The sequence below is a fragment of the Pseudomonas sp. TE3895 genome (genome assembly GCF_056278855.1).
This window is the reverse complement of record NZ_JBWBQE010000001.1, coordinates 5577889-5596951: the sequence shown is the minus strand read 5'-3', so window position 1 is coordinate 5596951 and position 19063 is coordinate 5577889. Positions and strand designations below refer to the sequence as shown.

At 58.5% G+C, this 19063-nt stretch carries 7 protein-coding genes; 1 reads left to right on the top strand and 6 read right to left on the bottom strand.

The window, feature by feature from the left end; all coding sequences use genetic code 11:
* Positions 1-75 precede the first annotated feature (75 nt).
* The 6 genes from ACZ889_RS25300 to ACZ889_RS25275 all read right to left on the bottom strand — a co-directional run bounded on the left by ACZ889_RS25300 (position 76) and on the right by ACZ889_RS25275 (position 10901).
* Complete coding sequence (locus ACZ889_RS25300) at positions 76-2202, bottom strand: glucosyltransferase domain-containing protein (protein ID WP_476257933.1); 2127 nt, start codon at positions 2200-2202, stop codon at positions 76-78.
* 21 nt (positions 2203-2223) lie between these two features.
* Entirely contained in the window at positions 2224-6753 is a 4530-nt protein-coding gene (locus ACZ889_RS25295; protein ID WP_476257932.1) for a glycosyltransferase, read from the bottom strand.
* 6 nt (positions 6754-6759) lie between these two features.
* Positions 6760-8109: an ABC transporter ATP-binding protein gene (locus ACZ889_RS25290; RefSeq protein WP_054888752.1), complete on the bottom strand. Its 1350-nt coding sequence runs from the start codon at positions 8107-8109 to the stop codon at positions 6760-6762.
* Positions 8099-8926, bottom strand: a complete 828-nt coding sequence (locus ACZ889_RS25285) for an ABC transporter permease (RefSeq protein WP_012053368.1) — start codon at positions 8924-8926, stop codon at positions 8099-8101. The genes ACZ889_RS25290 and ACZ889_RS25285 overlap by 11 nt, the downstream gene beginning before the upstream one ends.
* The gene (rfbC, locus tag ACZ889_RS25280) at positions 8926-9471 is read right to left on the bottom strand and encodes a dTDP-4-dehydrorhamnose 3,5-epimerase (RefSeq protein WP_012053367.1); all 546 of its coding nucleotides are present in this window, start codon (positions 9469-9471) and stop codon (positions 8926-8928) included. Before rfbC ends, ACZ889_RS25285 begins: the two co-directional genes overlap by 1 nt.
* A 503-nt stretch (positions 9472-9974) precedes the next feature.
* Positions 9975-10901: a glycosyltransferase family 2 protein gene (locus tag ACZ889_RS25275; RefSeq protein ID WP_476257931.1), complete on the bottom strand. Its 927-nt coding sequence runs from the start codon at positions 10899-10901 to the stop codon at positions 9975-9977.
* Between the two features lie 653 nt (positions 10902-11554).
* On the opposite strand from ACZ889_RS25275, the gene ACZ889_RS25270 reads away from it, so the two are divergent.
* Positions 11555-19054, top strand: coding sequence for an SDR family NAD(P)-dependent oxidoreductase (locus tag ACZ889_RS25270; RefSeq protein ID WP_476257930.1), 7500 nt, complete (start codon positions 11555-11557; stop codon positions 19052-19054).
* Positions 19055-19063 lie beyond the last annotated feature (9 nt).

The following is a 19063-nucleotide window of genomic DNA, read 5'->3' as shown; positions in this document are numbered from 1 at the left end:
AATCAATACCAGTATTCACTATTTCAGCGGAGAAAAGGGGGATGAGATGATTGTTGTGCATATAGATCTCTATCGTTATTTGGTTGGAAGATGCGCTGGGTCAGCATCTTCGCTTAGTTTGATAAGGTAGGTGCCGTTAACGTTGATAATCGAGCCTGGAAGTGGCCAGGTAGGCATGCCTGAAAAATAAGGAGTCAATGTTTGACGGGTTTTCTCGTCGGCTGGCAAGATATTGTTGAATCCAAGTAACCTCATGTACGTTGTGATTCTCAATAGATTGCCGTTATCCCAGTCAAAAAAAGATGCCTGTGTAGTTGAGGTGAGTGCTTTCGCATATAGTGTTTCAAAGGGTTTGTGTCCGTAAACGTCTATCACAATTGGAGCATGTTGAGATGCTGTCTCGTTTCCGGAAGTTTGGATGATCGCCTGGTAGATGCTCGAGGCCAGTGCTTCATCGTGTCCTTGAGTAAGTTTGGCAGAGGCAATATACTGGGATGTTACACCTGCGCTTTGAATCTGGTAGGTGCCTATAATTAATACTGATAATAAGGTGATGATAGAATTTTTTGCTGTTAGTGCGATGAACGCCATTAGCCATGTTGCATAGCCGAGTGCGATCATTGTTCGAAGAGGTACGTTGTCAGGGCCTGCGAGAAAATGCAGAGCAAATGGCGAGGCAAGTAAGAGTGTGAAAATTAAAAGCGCCGGAGTAGCGCGTCCTCTAACTTGGCTTAGAATGCTCAATGCGGAAATTATCAGCAGTCCGAGTGAGATGGGGATTGCTGCTCCAAATCGGCTGGCTGAGCCAATATAGAATTTATTTGCTTCTGCTATTACTGATGTAATGACGGAAAGCGGCGAGTTTATTAAGGTTTCTAGTTTGATGAAGCTATTGAGGTAAGGGCTGAAGGAGTTCGCCAGGTGCTGGCTAGCTATGTTTATGATGGCGTAAAGAAGTATCCCAAGGCCCAAGTAGATCAAGGCCTTCGTCCCATCCGTGATGATTGCGTTTGTCGCGCTTTTCCAATTATTCGTGTTTGATACGATTTTGATCATGTTGATCCCCAGGCAAATACTTACAAATAGTATTGCAAGGGATTGGTAGCACGCGATCGAGAATGCCAGGAGTAAAGGTACTACAAGTAGGTTTGCGTGCGTGGAGTAGACTTTTTGGGGGGTAGGGTGCTTGATGAATACTAAATAGGCGGAAAGAGTTGTTAGGAAAAAACCTATAGCTAGAGCTGGTACATTTGAAGAAAACTCAGATATAAGCCATAGTGTTGGATAGCCCGCGATCACAGGGAATGTAAAGTAAGACTTCCAAGAAGGCATGTGTCCGTGAGATCGAATCAAAAGCATATATGATCCGGCGATGCAGACACTCAATAGTATGTAGGGGGCGAAAGGGATGGCTGGTTGGGGGAATAAGAATGACTCTATGAAATAAACTGCCCAGCGTCCTTGAGATATCCAGACTTCCGGGTTGCTTCTTGCTGCGCCCATCTCATCATCTATCGAGAGTGAAAGGTTTGCGATGAAATAAATGTTTGCAGTAATCGCCATTCCTGAAAGAATAAAGAACTCATTCAGGGTAAATCTTTCAGCTCTGACGTGTTCGTGGGCGTGGTGTCGGACTCGATCCAGATATTTTGAGATGGATGAAAGTTGGGAGGTGAATAGGGATACCAGTGCAGTGGTGAGTGCAACCAATGCAGAAATCGCCAGCACGAGATTAAGCTTTTCTTTTGCTATGGCTCTTGTATCAAAGCTAATCTGCACTTGCGGGTCATTTGCCCGCTCCGTACTTTCGATAATTATCCGCCCGCCATTTTCCTGGATTGACTGAATCTGGTTGAGGGCGTTTATTTTTACGGGAGTGTCCAATTTGACGCGGAATAGCGTTATATATGGTCTTTCCAGGATTATGGAGGCTTCGGTTTGTGATGGGTCCCAGCGTACAGGCGAGTCACCTTGAATCTTAAAAGATAGATTTGTTATTCCTGTGGCTAATCTATAGGTTTTAGAGTTTTCTTCTGAGTAGCTTCCGCCGTTATTGAAGAAGATTTGAGATAAACCTTGTGTGTTGGCTGAGAAGTTCAAGCGTACTACAGGCGAGCCCATGCGGGTGAACTCCAAGAGCAGCCCTACAATTAGGGCTGCGCAGAGAGCGATTAGTACAGAGCGTTTGGCGATTCTTCGCATCAAAGGCGGTCCCTGGCTATTTTATTTCTGAGCAATTCTGGGAGGGAATGCCAGTGAAAAGTCTTCGAGTTCAAAGCTCAGATTTGGATTGTATGCCGGATCGTTAGCAATAATTTTTGCCCACTTTTCCTGCACGTATCTAACTTCGCCTTTGAACCGCTCAATCTTTTCGGGCGTATCCTCCAGCCCGCGAGTCGCCGATTCGTGGTGATACAAGTCTGCATTTGGCGTCCAGATATTCTGGTATCCAGCGGCCATGACTTTCAGGCAAAAATCAACGTCATTGAAAGCAATCTTCAACTCGACTTCATTGAGCCCGCCGACTTCTTCGAAAATGGACTTGCGAACGATCAGGCATGCGGCGGTGACCGCAGACATCCCCTGTATCAGCGACGCACGTCCGAAATAGCCATGGTGCCCACGCGGCAGCATCTTGTGGGCGTGACCGGCCAATGTCAGCGGGCCCATGATGACGCCGCCGTGCTGCAAGCGGTTATCTGGGTACCACAGCCTGGCGCCGACAGCGCCTGCGCCAGGTTGCAACGCCAGCGACACCATTTCGCTCAACCAGTCAGGGCTGATCACTTCAATATCGTTATTGATCAGTCCGACCAGTTCACCGCGGGCTTCACGGACCGCACGATTGTTCAGGGCCGAATAGTTGAATGGCCCATCGTCACGGAGCACCCTGATATTCTGCTGCAGTTTGAGTGACTCGAAATACTGGAGGCTTTCTGGATCATCAGAGCCGTTATCCACCAGAATGATTTCGTAGTGCTGATAGCTGGTCTTGCTCGTTATGCTTTCAATGCACTGACGCACTAACCCAACAGCATTGCGAGTCGGGATGATCAGGGAAACCAGCGGCTGATCTGCCGGGAGGTCGTAGTGGACCCGGTACATACCGAAATCCAGAAGCTCGGCGTGGCCCTTGATACCTGTACGTTGCAGATGCTGGTCCAGTGCATTCTGACCGGCAATCTGTGCATATGGCTTTTCACCCAGCGACATAGCCGTGCTGCCAGGGTGAACGCGCCAGTGGTAGAGAACATGCGGAATATGAACGATCTGATCGGGCCTGACTTGTTCGACGCAGCGCAACGCCAGGTCGTAGTCTTGTGAGCCTTCCATGCCTTCTCGGAAGCCGCCAACCCGCTGTACCAGGTCCCGGCGGTATACGCCAAGGTGGCTGATCATGTTGTGTGAGCGGAAGAGATAGAGGTTCCAGTCAGTCTTGAAATAAGGGGCCGAGCGATTACCCTCGACGTCGATCTTGTCTTCGTCCGAGTAAATGACGGCAGCGTCGGGGTTTTCATGAACGGCTCGCGCGATCCAATAAAGGGCGTGGGCCGGCAGCAGGTCGTCATTGTCCATGAGTGCCACGTATCGGCCGCTTGCAAGCTCCAGTGCCGAGTTGCTGGCTTTGGAAATGTGGCCATTCTTTTCGCGTAGCACCACCTTGAACCGCTGATCCTGTTTGGTCAGCCCTTTCAAATAGGCAATGACTTCAGGGTCAGTGGACGCATCATCGGCAATGCAAAGCTCCCAGTTCTTGTAAAGCTGGGCAGTGACACTGTCGATAGCCTCGCGCAGTAGATCCATTGGCGGGTTGTAAACCGGCATGATGATCGAAATCAGAGGCTGGTCTTTCCACTGCCTGATTTCTTCGCTGATTCGCCAGCGATCATTATCGTTCAGGGTGTCATAAAGCTTCACCCAGCTCGCGTAGTCATGGCTATGGATGACCTCGCCACTTTCCGGGCTTACGAAGCTGGAACTGCCCGGGTTCGCGACCCAGCGAGCTCGAGCGATCAGCCCGGCTGTGCCATGCTGGCGCCATACGCTGATGGTCTTGCGAACAGTGCTTTTCAAGCCGCCACCACGTCGGATCACCGATGGCAGTAATTTGAGCCCTCTGTTGAGCCTGCGTGTCAGTGTGATGAGCTTTCGGGCCGGGGCGGTCGCCTTCCAGCTGGTCGACTTCTGCATGCCGATGATGTGCAGATTGAGGTGGTGGATATGGGTGTCTTTATCGGCCTGCAGAGCATGTAGACGCTCTTCGAGGTTACGAATGTGTTCGTCCTTCTGGGCAAGAGACTCTTGCCATCTGGCGATGGATGCCTGCAGCGCTGGAACGCCGAGCAGCTCCGGATCTTTCGCTTCGCCGGCGTTCAGCCCCATCATCTGCTGCTCGTGCAGCACCTGGGCCAGGGCCTCTTGTTGCTGGACCTTCTTCTGCAGCTGAGTCGACAGCTCATGAATTTTCCTGTCCTTCGCAAGCAGGGACTCGCTGAGTTCTGCAAGAACAGTGCTCTGGCTGACAGAGGCTTTGACATGCGCCAGGGCATGAGCGATTTCTTTGTTCGAGTCGACGATCAGATCAAGTTTACTTTGCAGGTCCGTGACAGGACTTACATGTCCAGATTGATTCAGCATGTTGACCTCCCGAGCCAACTGCGCGTCCGTGAATATAGTAAGGCTGATTTCCAGCTCGAGCTGCTCGCCGATTTGCAACGTTTCCATGTCCACGGGAAGCGTCAGGCTGGGATCGTCAGTCAGAGCGAGGTAGAGCGAATCATCCGCGCGAGGGATCTTCCACGCGAACATTGCCGCTAGCGGCAGGCTGAGTTCGCCTGGCCATTCCCAGGCACATCGGGCGCCAGAATATACCTTTATGCTTTCAATCGAGAAGCCCTGCCGCTGATCCACGGGATCGAAGCGGAAAACAGTAGAGGCTGCGAGCGGGCTGGGGAGAGCGAACTGGAGCCGTTGCGGGCCATCACTGACCTCGTGGCGCAGTGCTGACTGTTCAGAGAAGTTGCCATGCGCGTCACTGATATACAGCGTCGCGAATTTCGACGTTGATTGTGTGCTGCCCAGCTTGTGAATCAGGGCTTCGGGTGCCCAGTCCAAGAAACGGTCGGCTTTCTTTCCTGTGACTTTCTCCTGAAATGCCGCCTCGAGCGCAATGTAGCGCTCGCAATCTTCACGACTGATGTCCAGCCCTGCGCTCGCCAGCAGGCCTATGGTGAACTCTTGGCGGCTGAAGGAGGCTGCGCTCGGATAGAACGGGTTCGCTGCGGCCATGAGCAGCAGTAACGCGCGCATCATCAGGTGACCAAGTTCGACACCCCCGATCATCTCCCATTCAACGTCGATGAGCTGCGGCGTGCCGTCAGGTCTCAGCACGATGTTCTGCGGCACGGCATCGATGTAGTGGCCGGGAAGCACCGAGCCCACTGAGCGCAGATCGACATCTGCCCCATCTTGCTTGAGCAATGTCGCCAGGCAGTCGAGGTAGGTCTTTATAAAGGGCGCAAAGCTGTCAATGCTCCAGTCGTGGTGAGCGGCGCTATCCAGAAAATCAAGGCTTAGCACCTTGCCGGCGGCGTATGCATCAATGCGGGGCAGTACGTACTTGAATGCGCTGCTGTCTTCATTCTCGGAAGGGGTAGCGGAGGAGGCCAGTTGTTTGTATTCGACCTGAATGCCGTCGTCAGTCATGACGAACAATGACTCTTTGCAATAGCGGGTCTTTCTGCCGATGCTGTAGTGATAGGCGAGGATATCGTCCTTCTGGCTATCGTTTTTTTTGCAGGCTGCTTTGATCAGGAAGGAGTTGGCAAGATCCATGCCCAGACGATTGTTGAACACCACCTGCCAGGCTTTTTCCAGGTTGAAGGTGGTCGACTCTGGCAGTTGAGGGTCTTTCTTGACGTTCTGCCAGGCAAGCGCCGCAGCATCGAACGCATCACACTGGAAGCCGGCTTCAGTGATGATCGAGTTGGGGAGTTTGTAGTCCGGGCTTGGAGCCATAAAATCGGATGCTTCAAAGCCGGCGGAGGCGAGCAATCTTTCCAGCTCTACCTTACCGAAGGTCTTGGGCTGGCCGTGTTGGTAGCGGCCTTCGATGCCGTACATGGCAATGCCCACGTGATCTTCCGGGGCGCCCGCAAAATACTTGAGACCAAGCTGGTTTTCGATGGCAATGAACAGATGACCGTCTGGCTTTAGCAACTGACGAATGCGTTTGAGCATGGCGAGCGCGGGGTTTTCGGCGTTGCTGAACATGCTGGCGTATTCGAGCACGCCGATCAGGGTCACGGCGTCGAACTGCACGTCCACCTTGAAATCGTCGAAGCGCTCCGCCAGCACGGTCACGTTGTCCAGGTCGCGCGTTCGGCTGGCGGCAATGGCTGCCCGGCGCGGGCTGCCTTCCAGGCAGAGCAGTTCGGCGCCGCACTCGCCCAGGTAACGGCTGATAGCACCGCAGCCTGCGCCAATTTCGAGAACACGCCCTTTGAGTAGATGTTCGAACGGGCGCAGGATATTGCCGCGCACCGCGCTCAGATGGTACAGCTTCGCCCAGTCCGTGCAGTATTGAGGGAGCTCATCGGATAGGACAGAGACGTCGCTGGCCTCGCGAATAATCTTCGCCAACTCGGTTTCGCTGCTATCGCCGTCGCTGTAGGCGATGCCCCCAAAGTCGGAACGGACCCACACTTCAGTATCGCGGTCTTTGGTATAGCCATGTTGTTCTAGTGTGTTCATCGGGGCTTACCGGTTTATTTCCATAGTCAGAGCGAGGTCAATCAGGCCCAAGAGATTGGGTGTTGGCTCAACGATAAAATGAATGGAGTCGTAGCGACGATCGTGAGGGACGATTTCTTCGCCTTCGCGGGATGCCAGGCCGATGGATATAAAATAATCGCCTGTCGCTAGCCTGTTTTTGAATTGCAGGCGCGCGGTAGTCCTGGCGCCAGCTTCGCCCAGGGCTCGGGCATCTTCGCAATCAAGAAGGTATGAATTGGTGCCGTAGACCGTGACGCCTTCCTTGGTCTTGATGGTAAAGCCAATGATCGGATTGATGACAGGGCGGTTGAATGTGAACGCGAGCGTCAGGGTGATATCGTCGCCTGGCTCCACGCTGTTGGGATAAGCATTGCCTGCGGCGCTCAGGTGGAAGTCAGTGAGGGTCGCAGCGCCATCTCCCCAGCGATATTCATGCTGGTTGTAGTTGGGCCGAGTACTGTAAGCATCCTGGTCGAACAAGAGTGAAATGGCTTCGCGCGGTACGTCTGCTGACTCGGTGGAAGCGCTTTGAGCGTTTTGCTCCAACCCAGGCTTGATTTCCTCTTTGTCGCGACCGAAGAGGATGTCGGTGTAACGGTTAATGACCGGGCGCGATTTGCCAATCATTTCGACGCGACTCTTTTCCAGCAGAATCGCCCGAGAGCAATGCGTGACCACTTGTTCACTGGAGTGGGTGACGAGCAGGATACTGGTACCGTTATCTTTGAGCTGGCGTAGGCGCTCAAAGCATTTGGCCTGGAACCTCGCGTCGCCAACCGACAATGCCTCGTCAACCACGAGGATTTCCGGGTCGACCTGTGCTTGTACGGCAAATGCCAGTCGTACGGCCATACCGCTGGAATAGGTTTTAACGGGGTGATCAAGGAATTCGCCGATATCTGCAAAACCGGCAATAGCATCAAAGCGCTGGTCGATTTCCTCGCGGCTCAGGCCGAGGACCGCACCGTTGAGGTAGACGTTTTCGCGCCCGGTGAATTCAGGGTTGAACCCAGAGCCCAGCTCCAGCAGTGCGGCGATACGACCGTGGGTCTCAACCTCCCCCAGCGTCGGCGTCAAGGTGCCGCAAATTATCTGCAGCAATGTCGACTTCCCTGACCCGTTGCGGCCCACGACGCCTACTGTTTCCCCTTTGTTGACATCGAAGCTGATGTCGCGTAGGGCCCAGTATTCCTTGCCGTATGTAGTGACCGGGTCGCCGGCCCAACGTTGGAGTCGCGGGACGATTGCCTGTTTCAGCCGGTCATGTGGCTTGTCGTAGCTGTAAAAGCATTTGGAGACGTTCTTGACGCTGATGACAGGTTGATCAGATGACATCGGCGAATCCTTTGCGCGTCTTTTGGAAGAACCAGAATCCGGCGGCAGCGATAATTGCACCCACCGCGAGGGCAGTTGCCAGGTTGACCCAGTCTGGCAGGTTGCCGAAGAGTAGGACGCTACGGCTTTCCTCGATGATGTAGGTCAAAGGGTTGAGCTTTAGCCAGGGCTGGTAGGCTTCGGGCAGTGCAGCCACTGGATAGAGCACCGGAGAGAGGAACAGCAGGACCGTTGTCAGTACGGTGATGACATGCCCCACGTCTCGCAGGTAAACGCCCAGTGAGGCCAATAGCCAACTGATGCCCAGGGTCGCGAGAATCAAGGGAACGAGGATCAGCGGAAACAGCAAGGCGCTCCAGTAGAGCGTGCCGACGATCAGGAACTGGGCGATCAGTAGCACCAGCAAGCTGATGCAGCTATGAAAGAGGGCCGATCCCAAAGTAATGACCGGCAGAATCTCCAGTGGGAATACCACTTTTTTCACGTAGTTGCTGTTGTTCATGATGAGGGACGGGGCACGGTTGGCGCATTCCGCAAACAGCCCGTGAATGATCATTCCGACGAAAAGCAGTATCGCGAATCCACCTTTGCCAGTGTCTACTCCGACCCAGCGCGTCTTGAAGATCTCCGAAAACACGAATGTGTAAACGGCCAGCATCAGGATCGGGTTGAAAAACGACCAGGCCAAGCCCATTACCGATCCTCGATATCGGCCGATGACCTCGCGCTTGGTCATCTGCGAGATCAGCGACCGGTTTTTCCAGAGGCTGATCGTCAGGCTGGCGGGGCCGGCAGTATGACGCAGGTGAGCATTCACTATTCAAACACCTCTGCATCCTGCAGCAGGGCAGCGATGTCATCTTTGGCGGACAAGGTCGGTGCGTCGGTATAAGGCCATTCGATCGCCACGGTTGGGTCATTCCAGGCCAGGCTGCGCTCGAACTTAGGTGCCCAGTAATCGGTGGTCTTGTAGAGGAACTCAGCGGTTTCCGAAAGCACGACGAAACCATGGGCGAAGCCTTCGGGGATCCACAATTGATGCTGGTTGGTTGAGCTCAAATGAGCGCCAACCCACTGGCCAAAGGTTGGTGAGCTCTTGCGCAGATCCACGGCAACATCGAACACCTCGCCATGCGTTACCCGGACCAGTTTGCCTTGCGCATGCTTTATCTGGTAGTGCAAGCCGCGAAGCACGCCCTTCACCGATTTGGAATGGTTGTCCTGAACGAACGTGACCGACCTACCTACAACCTCTTCAAACACCTTCTGATTGAAGCTTTCGTAGAAAAATCCCCGCTGATCGCCGAAAACCTTCGGCTCGAAAAGAACAACATCCGGAATCGCAAGGTGAGTGGCTTTCATTGCTGCGGTATCTCCAGGTACGACCAGGACCGGTTGAGCGGTGCTGCTGGTAAAAAATCAGAAAGGGATCGGTCTGCGGCTCAACCCTTGAATCGGAGGCATGGCAATCGTCGGGATTATCGCCCAGGTACGACGGCGTAGCCCTTGCAAAGGCGACGGGTGCTATTCATGGGGAGAGCCAGATGTCGCGGCATCATTTCTCGTCGCCTTGGAATGTGCGCGATGGCTAGCAAACAGGGGCGGCAAGATCACGTTGCAAAGAGGTGACGTTGAAGGGGTGCGGGTGCGCTGGCTGTTTGATCATGATGCGAAAAAATGTCTTCTGTCTGCCGTCGGTAAAATCATGATTGCCGCGGTCAGACCGCAGCGTGGGGCTGTTGATCCATAAGGCAGTTACAACTCGCGTGCGGCGGGCTGTAAGCGCAGATCAGACTAGCATGTGGCCTCAAGCGTGACAACGCACGTCCGTCTGGGGCTTCACGTGTCATGCCGTGCCATTATATTTAAAGCTTGTTGAGAATCGCCGCTGCTAATAGGCTCAGGTTGCCGGCAAGTGTCTGACGGTATACCCCGGTCTCGCCCAGCAGTCGGAGGCGTTTGAATAGTGAACTTTTTCTAGCGGTAGCAAACTGCTCCATGATTCGCAGGTTGTCCTGGCTGAGGCTGGATTTGTATTTGGCCAAAATGCGCAGGTTCATTTCATTCCACTCACTGAAGCGCCCGCGGAGCGTGCAGGCAAGTCGAACCAGGCGTCGCCGAAATCCTGTATTAGATCCGATCAGGTTACCGCCATGCTGGCGATAGAGAAGAGTGGGTTGTGGATCATATATGACGACACCGTCATGGCTGCTGACGAGAAGGTAGGTCAGCCAATCATGTGCGACTATTTGAGCGTTAGGTTCGATCGCAGCCAGCAACGCTTGTGTGCGTCGATTGACCAGCATCGTATTGGCCCCGGCGAGGCTTTGGACCAACGCATTGCGGAAGCTTGGCGGTCTGGTAAAGAGCGGCGAATGCCCTGCGCATTTGCCGGCGGCGTCAATAAGCTTGGTGCGTGAGCAGTACATCGTGGCGACGTCGCTGCGGCTTTGTTGCAGTGCGGCCAGGCTTCTGGCCAGCTTGTCGTCAAGCCAGATGTCATCCTGGTCGCTGAAAGCGAAGTAATCGCCGTCCACCAGTGGATTCTGAATCAGTGAAATGAAGTTCCTGGCAAAGCCCTGTCGAGGGCCCTCGAAAATAAACAGTCGAGTACCAAGCGTGCGCTGATAATGATGAAGAATATCCAGGGTGTCATCGCTCGAGCCATCATCGGAGACATACAGAATCCAGTTTTTATGGGTTTGCTCTATAAGCGAGTCAAGTTGTTCGCGCAGGTACTTTGAGCCGTTGTAGGTGCAAAGAAGAATTGCAATCAAATTGTTTTCGTTCATGTTCCTGGCTTTATAAAATTTTTAGGCATCTGCTGTATCGGCGGCAGGTCGACTCTCGGGTTGTGACTGGCGTACGCCTGATGAAGGTTTGTCCGATTTCATCAGGCAGGATGAACATAGTAATCCAGGGTTGTAGCCGTTGTCATTGGGGCGGTTGGTGAGTCAGTCGTGGCGCAGGTCGACTGGCCAGCTTTTAACTCAAATTAATATTCATTACACTAGTTTCTTGGGTCTCTGGGCTATTTTCGGAATATTCCTACAGGGCCGATTTCTATGAGATTTTCCTGAGATGTTCGTGAATTTTTGGGGCGGGTTTCGATCGAACGGGCTTGGCTCACCCCGGCATTCGTTCACCACCTGTTCGTCCGGTCGGTCCACATTCAGGCAACCGCTACAAAGCTCCGCGTGTGCTGTCCAATCTGTCCTCCAGGGTTTTCCCACCTCCACAACCCGCGTATCATCCGCACACACAAATCTGAACATTCCCACGCTAGCCCCAGACCAAAAGTCTTGCGCCCCCCGCGTGTATGCTGCTTCAGGTACCCAGACAATCATCAGTGACATACAACGACCGGCCAGCTTCATGGCCAGGCCAGGCATGCCGGCTGTCCGACGGATGGGACGGTGCCCGATGAGATTTGAAGGAATAGGTTTTGATCAAGCGTAGAAAGGTTGCAATCGTCGGTTGTGCGTACCGTTTTCCTGGCTCTTCCAATGCGGGCTTCTGGCAAAACCTGATGGAGGGCCGCGACCTGGTGACCCAGGTTGACCCGTCGCGCTGGAACAAACGCGAGTTCCAGCACCCGGACAAGGCCAGCCCTGCAACCAGCTACACCTTCGCCTCAGGCACCCTGGGTGATATCAGCGCTTTCGACGCTGGCTTCTTCAGCATCTCGCCGCGTGAAGCCGCGATGATGGACCCGCAGCAGCGCATGCTGCTGGAAATGTGCTGGGAAACCTTCGAAAACGCCGGGGTCAAGCCGTCCAGCCTGCGTGGCAGCAACTGTGGCGTGTACCTGGGCATCGCCGGTGTCGAGCAGTCCTACCGCCTGCTCGAGGACCTGTCGGCCATTGATGGCGCCACGGCGACCGGCAACACCATGAGCATCGCGGCCAACCGCCTGTCGTTTTTCTACGACCTGCGTGGCCCAAGCATGGCCATCGACACCGCCTGCTCGTCGTCGCTGGTGGCCTTCCACCAGGCGTGCCAGGCCATCCTCAGCGGTGATGTCGACCAAGCCGTGACGGGCGGTATCAGCCTGCACATGCACCCGTTCGGTTTCATGATCTTCGCCAAAGCGACCATGCTGTCGCGCACCGGGCGCTGCCAGTCGTTCGACGAAAACGGCGACGGTTACGCCCGCTCCGAAGGCGGCGGGTTGTTCCTGCTCAAGGACTACGACCAGGCAGTGGCCGACGGAAATACCATTCTGGCGGTGGTGGCGGCCAGTGCGGTGAACACCGACGGGCGCAAGTCCAGCCTGACCCTGCCCAATGCCGAGGCCCAGGCGGCGTTGCTCAAGCGCGCCTACACCCAGGCCGGCATCGCACCCGAGCAGTTGGACTACCTGGAGGCCCACGGCACCGGTACCGCTGTGGGAGACCCGATCGAAACCCGCGCCATCGGCGAGGCGCTGGGCCAGGCACGCGGCGCCGGCAACCCGCTGCCAATCGGCTCGGTGAAAAGCAACCTTGGGCACCTTGAAGCCGCCTCTGGCGTGGCTGGCCTGATGAAGGCACTGAACTGCCTGGCCGAGCGTACCGTGCCCGCTACCATTGGCGTGCAGGCGCTCAACCCGAACATCGCGTTCGCCGACCTCAACCTGCAGGTGGTCACCGAGCCCCTGCCGCTGAAAGCCGATGGCCAGTTGACCGTGGGGGTGAACTCGTTCGGCTTTGGCGGCGCCAACGCCCATGTCATCCTGCAAAGCCCCGAGCCAAAGGCGCCGGCAGCGCAAGCGGCCAGCGCCCGGCGCGTGCCGTTACTGCTCAGTGCCAAGAGCGAAGAAGGCCTGCGCGCAACCGCAGAGCGCTTTGCCGCCTACCTGGCCGGGCAGCCGCAGGCCGACTATTACGATGTGGCCTACCAGGCGATGTTCCGCCGCGATGCGCACAGCCATCGCCTGCTGCTGGTTTGCGACACAGCAGCCGAAGCTGCCCAGGCGCTGGACGACTATGCCCAGGACCCGACCCTCAGCGAACTGAGCGCAGTGCTGGAGGCCGGCCAGGCCCTGGACGGCGCCTCGGCACCGGTATTTGTCTATTCCGGCAACGGCTCGCAATGGCAGGGCATGGGCCGGGCGATGCTCGACCAGCCGCTGTTCGCCGCCGCCGTGGATGAAGTTGACGCGTTGTTCCAGCCCTTGGCGGGCTACTCGCTGCGCGCCGAGCTGCTGGGTGACAACGGCGAAGGCCGTTATGCACGTACCGAAATCGCCCAGCCTGCGCTGTTTGCCCTGCAAGTGGCGGTTACCAAAGTGCTGGCTGCCGAAGGCATCCACCCGGTGGCGGTGATTGGCCACAGTGTGGGTGAAGTGGCGGCGGCCTGGGCCAGCGGCGCGTTGAGCCTGGAGGACGCCACCCAGGTCATCTACCACCGCAGCCGCCTGCAAGGCCTGACCCGTGGTACCGGGAAGATGACGGCGGTCGGCCTCTCGGGTGAGGCCACAGCGCAACTGATTGCCGAACTGAAACTGGATGGCCGTCTGGTGGTCGCGGGCGAGAACAGCGCCCGCGGCGCCACTGTGGCCGGTGAGGCTGACGCCTTGGCACTGCTGGAAGCGGCCCTGGAAGAGCGCCAGGTATTCGCCCGTCGCCTGGACCTGGACTACGCCTTCCACTCGCCGGCCATGGACCCGATCAAGCAAGCGGTTATCGACGACCTCGCGCATATCCGCCCGCAGGCTACGAAGATCCCGTTCTACTCCACTGTCGTCGGTGGCCAGTTGAACGGCGAACGCCTGGACAGCCAGTACTGGTGGCAGAACATTCGCTTCCCGGTGCTGTTCCAGGGCGCGCTGGCTGCCTTGGTGCGCAATGGCCTTAACCTGTTCGTCGAAGTGGGCCCGCATGCGATTCTGCGCAGCTACGTCAGCGATGTGCTGGTCGAGTGCGAACAACCGGGGCAGGTGATTGGCACCCTCAAGCGCAACGACCACAGTCCGCTGCTGCTGGAACGTACCGTAGCCCGCCTGCAGATTGCCGCCGTGGAGCCACAGTGGCAGGCACGCTTCCCGGTGGCGGGGCGCCCGCTGCGCCTGCCTAACTATGCCTGGCAGCACGACCATTTCAGCTTGCCGGTCACTGCCGAGGCCTATGGCCCGCTGAGCCACGAGCGCGTGCACCCGTTGCTGGGTTACCCGGTAACAGACCAGGCGCTGACCTGGGAAAACCGCCTGGATACCCAGCAGTACCCGACCCTGGCCGACCACAAGGTGGGTGAGTCGGTACTGTTCCCGGGTGCAGGCTTTACCGAGCTGGCCCTGGCGGTGGCGCAACTGCACCAGCCGGGCGAGTTCGTCGATATCGAAGAGCTGGAAATCCACAACCCTCTGCTGCTGAGCAGCGAGGGCATCAAGAAAGTGCGCGTGCAGGTGGAAGAGGCCGATGGCACATTGCGCATCAGCTCGCGCACGTTGATGCAACGCGAAGACTGGGTACAGCACGTGGTCGCACGCTTGCCGGGTGAAGCGCGCGGTGTGCTGCTGGACACCCGGGCACCGGCGTTGCCAGCCCGCCCGGCAGACTTCACCGGCGAGCAGCACCTGGCAATGACTTGCGCGGTTGGCCTGAACTACGGCCCCGCTTACCAGACCGTGGCCGCAGCCTGGGTGGAAGGGGCGCGCGTGTTGGCTCAGTTGGTCGTGCCTGCTGCCATCGAACACGAACTGGCAAGCCTGCACCTGCACCCGGCGCTGCTGGATGGTGCCTTCCAGCTGATTACCGAGCTGCTGGCCAGCCGCCAGGGGCATGACGATGGCCTGGCGTTCATCCCCGTCAAGCTTGGGCGCATTGCCTTTACCAATGCCGGCGGTGTGCCGGTGCTGGCCGAGGTGCGCCAGCGCAAGCGCACCGCGCATTCGCTGCTGGTCGACTTCACCCTGTTCGATGCCAGCGGCGCTGCCGTGCTGGCGATCAAGGATGCGCGCATGCGTGCCGTGCGCCTGCAATACGACCGCAGTGGCGATATCAAGCGTATGGGCCATGTGGGGCAGGCCGCGCCAGGCGCGGTTGTACCTGTGCAGCGTAAAGCCGCGGCCTGCTCGCCGCTGGTCGAGGCCTTGCAGTGCCTGGCCGACGAGCCGGCACAGGTGCGTTACCTGAATGAAGTGGAGCCACTGCTGGATGTGCTGTGCAACAGCTTTGTCCTCGATGCGGTGGAGCAGGCCGGCGGCCGCATCAGTGCCGAGCAGGTCGCGCAGTGGTCGCAGGGCCAGGGCGACTTCCTGGCGATGCTGTTGCGCCATGCCGAGCACGACGGCAGCCTGCAGCGTAGCGCGGATGGCAGCTGGCAACTGGTCGACCAGGGCGAGCGCCCGACCTCGCAGGCTATCTGGCAAGAGCTGTTCAAGAGCTACCCCGAGTACTTCCAGATTATCCATTCCGTGGGCCGTATCGGCCGTCATCTGTCGGCGTTGCTGGATGGCAGCCAGGCCTTCGACACCCTGCAACCGCGCGAAACCAGCGGCGCCAGCCTGGCGCGCCTGGTGCTGGGTGCGGCAGGGCAGCAGCACCTGCTCAGCGGCATTGGCCAGACCTTGGCCGCGCGCCTGGCGCAACTGCCGCCCGGCCAGCGCCTGCGGGTGCTGGAATTCGGCTTCGGTGGCGCTTCGTTTGCCGAGCTGTTGTACGCCGGTCTGGATTTCGATCGCCTCGATTATGCCTACTGCGTCGCCGAGCCCGAGCTTGAGCAGCGCCTGCGTGACGATTGCCCGGCGTTGGAGGTACTTGGCCTGGAGCAACTGGCCGACGCCGGTACGTTCGACTGGGTACTGGTGCCTACCGACTTCGGCCCCCTGGGTACCGTGGGTGACGCCCTGCGCCTGGCCAGTGGCCGGCTCAACCCGCACGGCCAGTTGGCGCTGCTTGGGCAGTACCCGGCGCGCTGGGCCGATTTCGTCTTCGGTGCCCAGCCAGACTGGTGGCTGGCCGGCCCGCAGCAGGCGTTGTCGCGCCAGCAAGGCCCGGCGTTCTGGAGCCATGAGCTGCAGCGGCATGGCCTGACCGCGCTGCGCACGCTGGAGGCGTTGCCGGGTAACGCCTGTGGTAGCTACCTGTTGCTGGCGGACAAGCCCGCCGGTGCCGACACTGCTGCACCCGTGGCCGTGCAGCGCTGGGCCGTACTCGCCGAAGCAGGGCAGGGCGCTGCCCTGCGCCTGGCACAGCAACTGCGCGCCCAGGGCCAGCAGGTTGACCTGTTGCAGCCGGGTGACGCCCAGGCGCTGGCGGCCCAGCTTGGCGCCTTTGCCCAGCCCCCTGAGCATGTGCTGCACCTGGCCGGTTTCGACAGCGGCACAGGCCTCGATGGCCAGGCCGAGCGCTGCATGCAAGCGGCCGCGCTGGTGCAGGCCTGTGAGTCGCTGACGATCGCCCCGCAGTGCTGGCTGTTCAGCCGTGGCGCTGCCGAGCACCTGTACAGCGTCGACACCGCCACTGACGTTGCGGCCATCGGCGACGCGGCGTTGTGGGGCTTTGGCCGTACCCTGGCCAACGAATCCCCGCACTGTCGTATTCGCCTGCTCGATCTGGCCCACGCGGCAGCGGTCGAGCTGGCGGTACCTGCGTTGCTGCACGCCGACAGCGAAACCGAGCTGGCCCTGGACGCCGAAGGCCGTCGCTACGTGCCGCGCCTGCGCGTGCTGGCCGACCAGCCGCGCCGCGCAGTGGGCGATGCGCAGTGGGTATGCCTGGGCTTCGACCTGCCGGGCCAGCTGCGCAACCTGCGCTGGGAAGTGCGTGAGCCGCGTCAACCGGCGGCGGATGAGCTGGACATTCAGGTGCGCGCGACGGGCCTTAACTTCCGTGACGTGATGTTCGCCCTCGGCCTGCTGTCGGATGAAGCCATCGAAAACGGCTTCTCCGGCCCTACCCTGGGCTTCGAATTTGCCGGTGTGGTGCAGGGCAAAGGCGCCGAGGCAGCGGGCGACTTCGCCCCGGGTGACCGTGTGGTGGGCTTTGGCCCCTGCAGCTTCGCCAACCGCCTGGTCACCAACGCCAACGCCGTTGCACGCATCCCCGAAGGGATGTCGTTCGAGGCGGCGGCGACCATTCCGAGTACCTTCTTCACCGTGTACTACGCGCTGCATCACCTGGCGCGCCTGGAGCCGGGCGAGAAGGTGCTGATCCACGGCGCTGCCGGTGGCGTGGGCATCGCGGCCATCCAGATCGCCAAATGGCTGGGTGCAGAAATTCACGCCACCGCAGGCAGCGACGAGAAGCGCGACTTCCTGCGCCTGTTGGGCGTCAGCCACATCTACGACTCCCGTTCGCTGGCGTATGCCGACCAGGTGCTGGCAGCCACCGGTGGGCGTGGCGTGGACGTGGTGCTCAATTCGCTGGCCGGTGAGGCCATCAACCGCAACCTGCAGGTGCTGAAGCCGTTTGGTCGCTTCCTGGAGTTGGGCAAGCGCGACTTCTACCAGAACACCCGTATTGGCTTGCGCCCGTTCCGCAACAACATCAGCTATTTCGGTATCGACGCTGACCAGCTGATGAGCGAGCGCCCCGCGCTCACCCGCCGCCTGTTCGCCGAGATGATGGAACTGTTCGAGCAGGGCATCCTGCACCCGTTGCCGTTCCGCGAGTTCGACGCCAACCAGGTGGTCGAGGCCTACCGTTACATGCAGCAGGCGCGGCAGATTGGCAAGGTGGTGGTGACGTACGCCAACCCGATCCAGCAAACCGTCGACACCCGCGTGCAGCCGGTGCGGGCACTGCAGCTTGCCGCCGATGCCAGCTACCTGGTCACCGGCGGCCTGGGTGGCTTTGGCTTGCGTACTGCGCAGTGGCTGATCGACAAAGGTGCCCGTCACCTGGTGTTGCTGGGCCGTCGTGGCCCGGCCAGTGAAGAGGCCCAACCGCAGCTGGCGTTGTGGCACGCCCAAGGTATCGATGTGCAGGCCGTGGCGTGCGACATCACCGACCGTGAGCAACTGCGCGGGGTGTTTGATCGCATTGCCGCCAGCCCATGGCCACTGCGTGGCCTGGTGCACGCCGCGACGGTGATTGACGACAGCCTGATCCGCAATCTTGACGGCGACCAGTTGCGTCGCGTGCTGGAGCCCAAGGCCAAGGGCGCGCAGTACCTGCACGAGCTGACCCAGGGCCTGGCGCTGGACTTCTTCGTGATGTTCTCCTCGGCCACCACCTTGTTCGGCAACCCCGGCCAGGCCAACTACGTGGCGGCCAACCACTGGCTCGAAGCCCTTGCGCGGCACCGTCGTGCTCAGGGCCAGGCAGCCACCGCCGTGCTGTGGGGCGCCATCGACGATGTCGGTTTCCTGGCGCGCAACAGCCAGATCAAGGACGCCCTGCAGAGCCGCATGGGGGGCTCGGCGCTGCGGGCTGAGGCAGCCTTGGCACAGCTCGAGGCCATGCTGTTGCAGGTTGATAACGGCCATGGCGTGCTGGAGCTGGACTTCAAGGCCCTGGCGCGCTTCCTGCCGAGCGCCACTACACCGCGCTTCAGCGAACTGGCCCGTGCCTATGGCGGCGACCATGAGGATGAAGGTGGCGGTGAAGACATCCAGCGCATGCTGGAGGAGCTTGACGATGGCGAACTGCTCGAACGCTTCGTAGACATGCTCAAGCACGAGGTGTGCGAGATTTTGCGCCTGCCGCCAGCACGCCTGGATGCCCAGCGCCCGCTGCAGGAAATGGGGCTCGATTCGTTGATGAGCGTTGAGTTGGTGGTGGCGCTGGAGGAGCGTTTCGGTATTCGCCTGCCGGTGATGGAACTGAGCGACAGCTCCAGCATCGACAAGCTTGCCGTACGCTTGCTGGAGCTGCTGCGCGGTGAAGCGAGCAGCGGGGAAGAGCAACTGGCGCAGAATGTGCTTGCCCGCCATGGCAGCGAACACAGTGCCGAAGAGTTGGCGCAGTTGAACGCAGCCTTGGCCGACAGCAACGCGGCACCCAACCGACTGATTGATTAAGAGTGCCAG

Bases quoted from the DNA above. Each gene is read 5' to 3' on its own strand.
- ACZ889_RS25275 (WP_476257931.1), bottom strand. From the start codon at position 10,901: ATGAACGAAAACAATTTGATTGCAATTCTTCTTTGCACCTACAACGGC.
- rfbC (WP_012053367.1), bottom strand. From the start codon at position 9,471: ATGAAAGCCACTCACCTTGCGATTCCGGATGTTGTTCTTTTCGAGCCG.
- ACZ889_RS25295 (WP_476257932.1), bottom strand. From the start codon at position 6,753: ATGAACACACTAGAACAACATGGCTATACCAAAGACCGCGATACTGAA.
- ACZ889_RS25300 (WP_476257933.1), bottom strand. From the start codon at position 2,202: ATGCGAAGAATCGCCAAACGCTCTGTACTAATCGCTCTCTGCGCAGCC.
- ACZ889_RS25290 (WP_054888752.1), bottom strand. From the start codon at position 8,109: ATGTCATCTGATCAACCTGTCATCAGCGTCAAGAACGTCTCCAAATGC.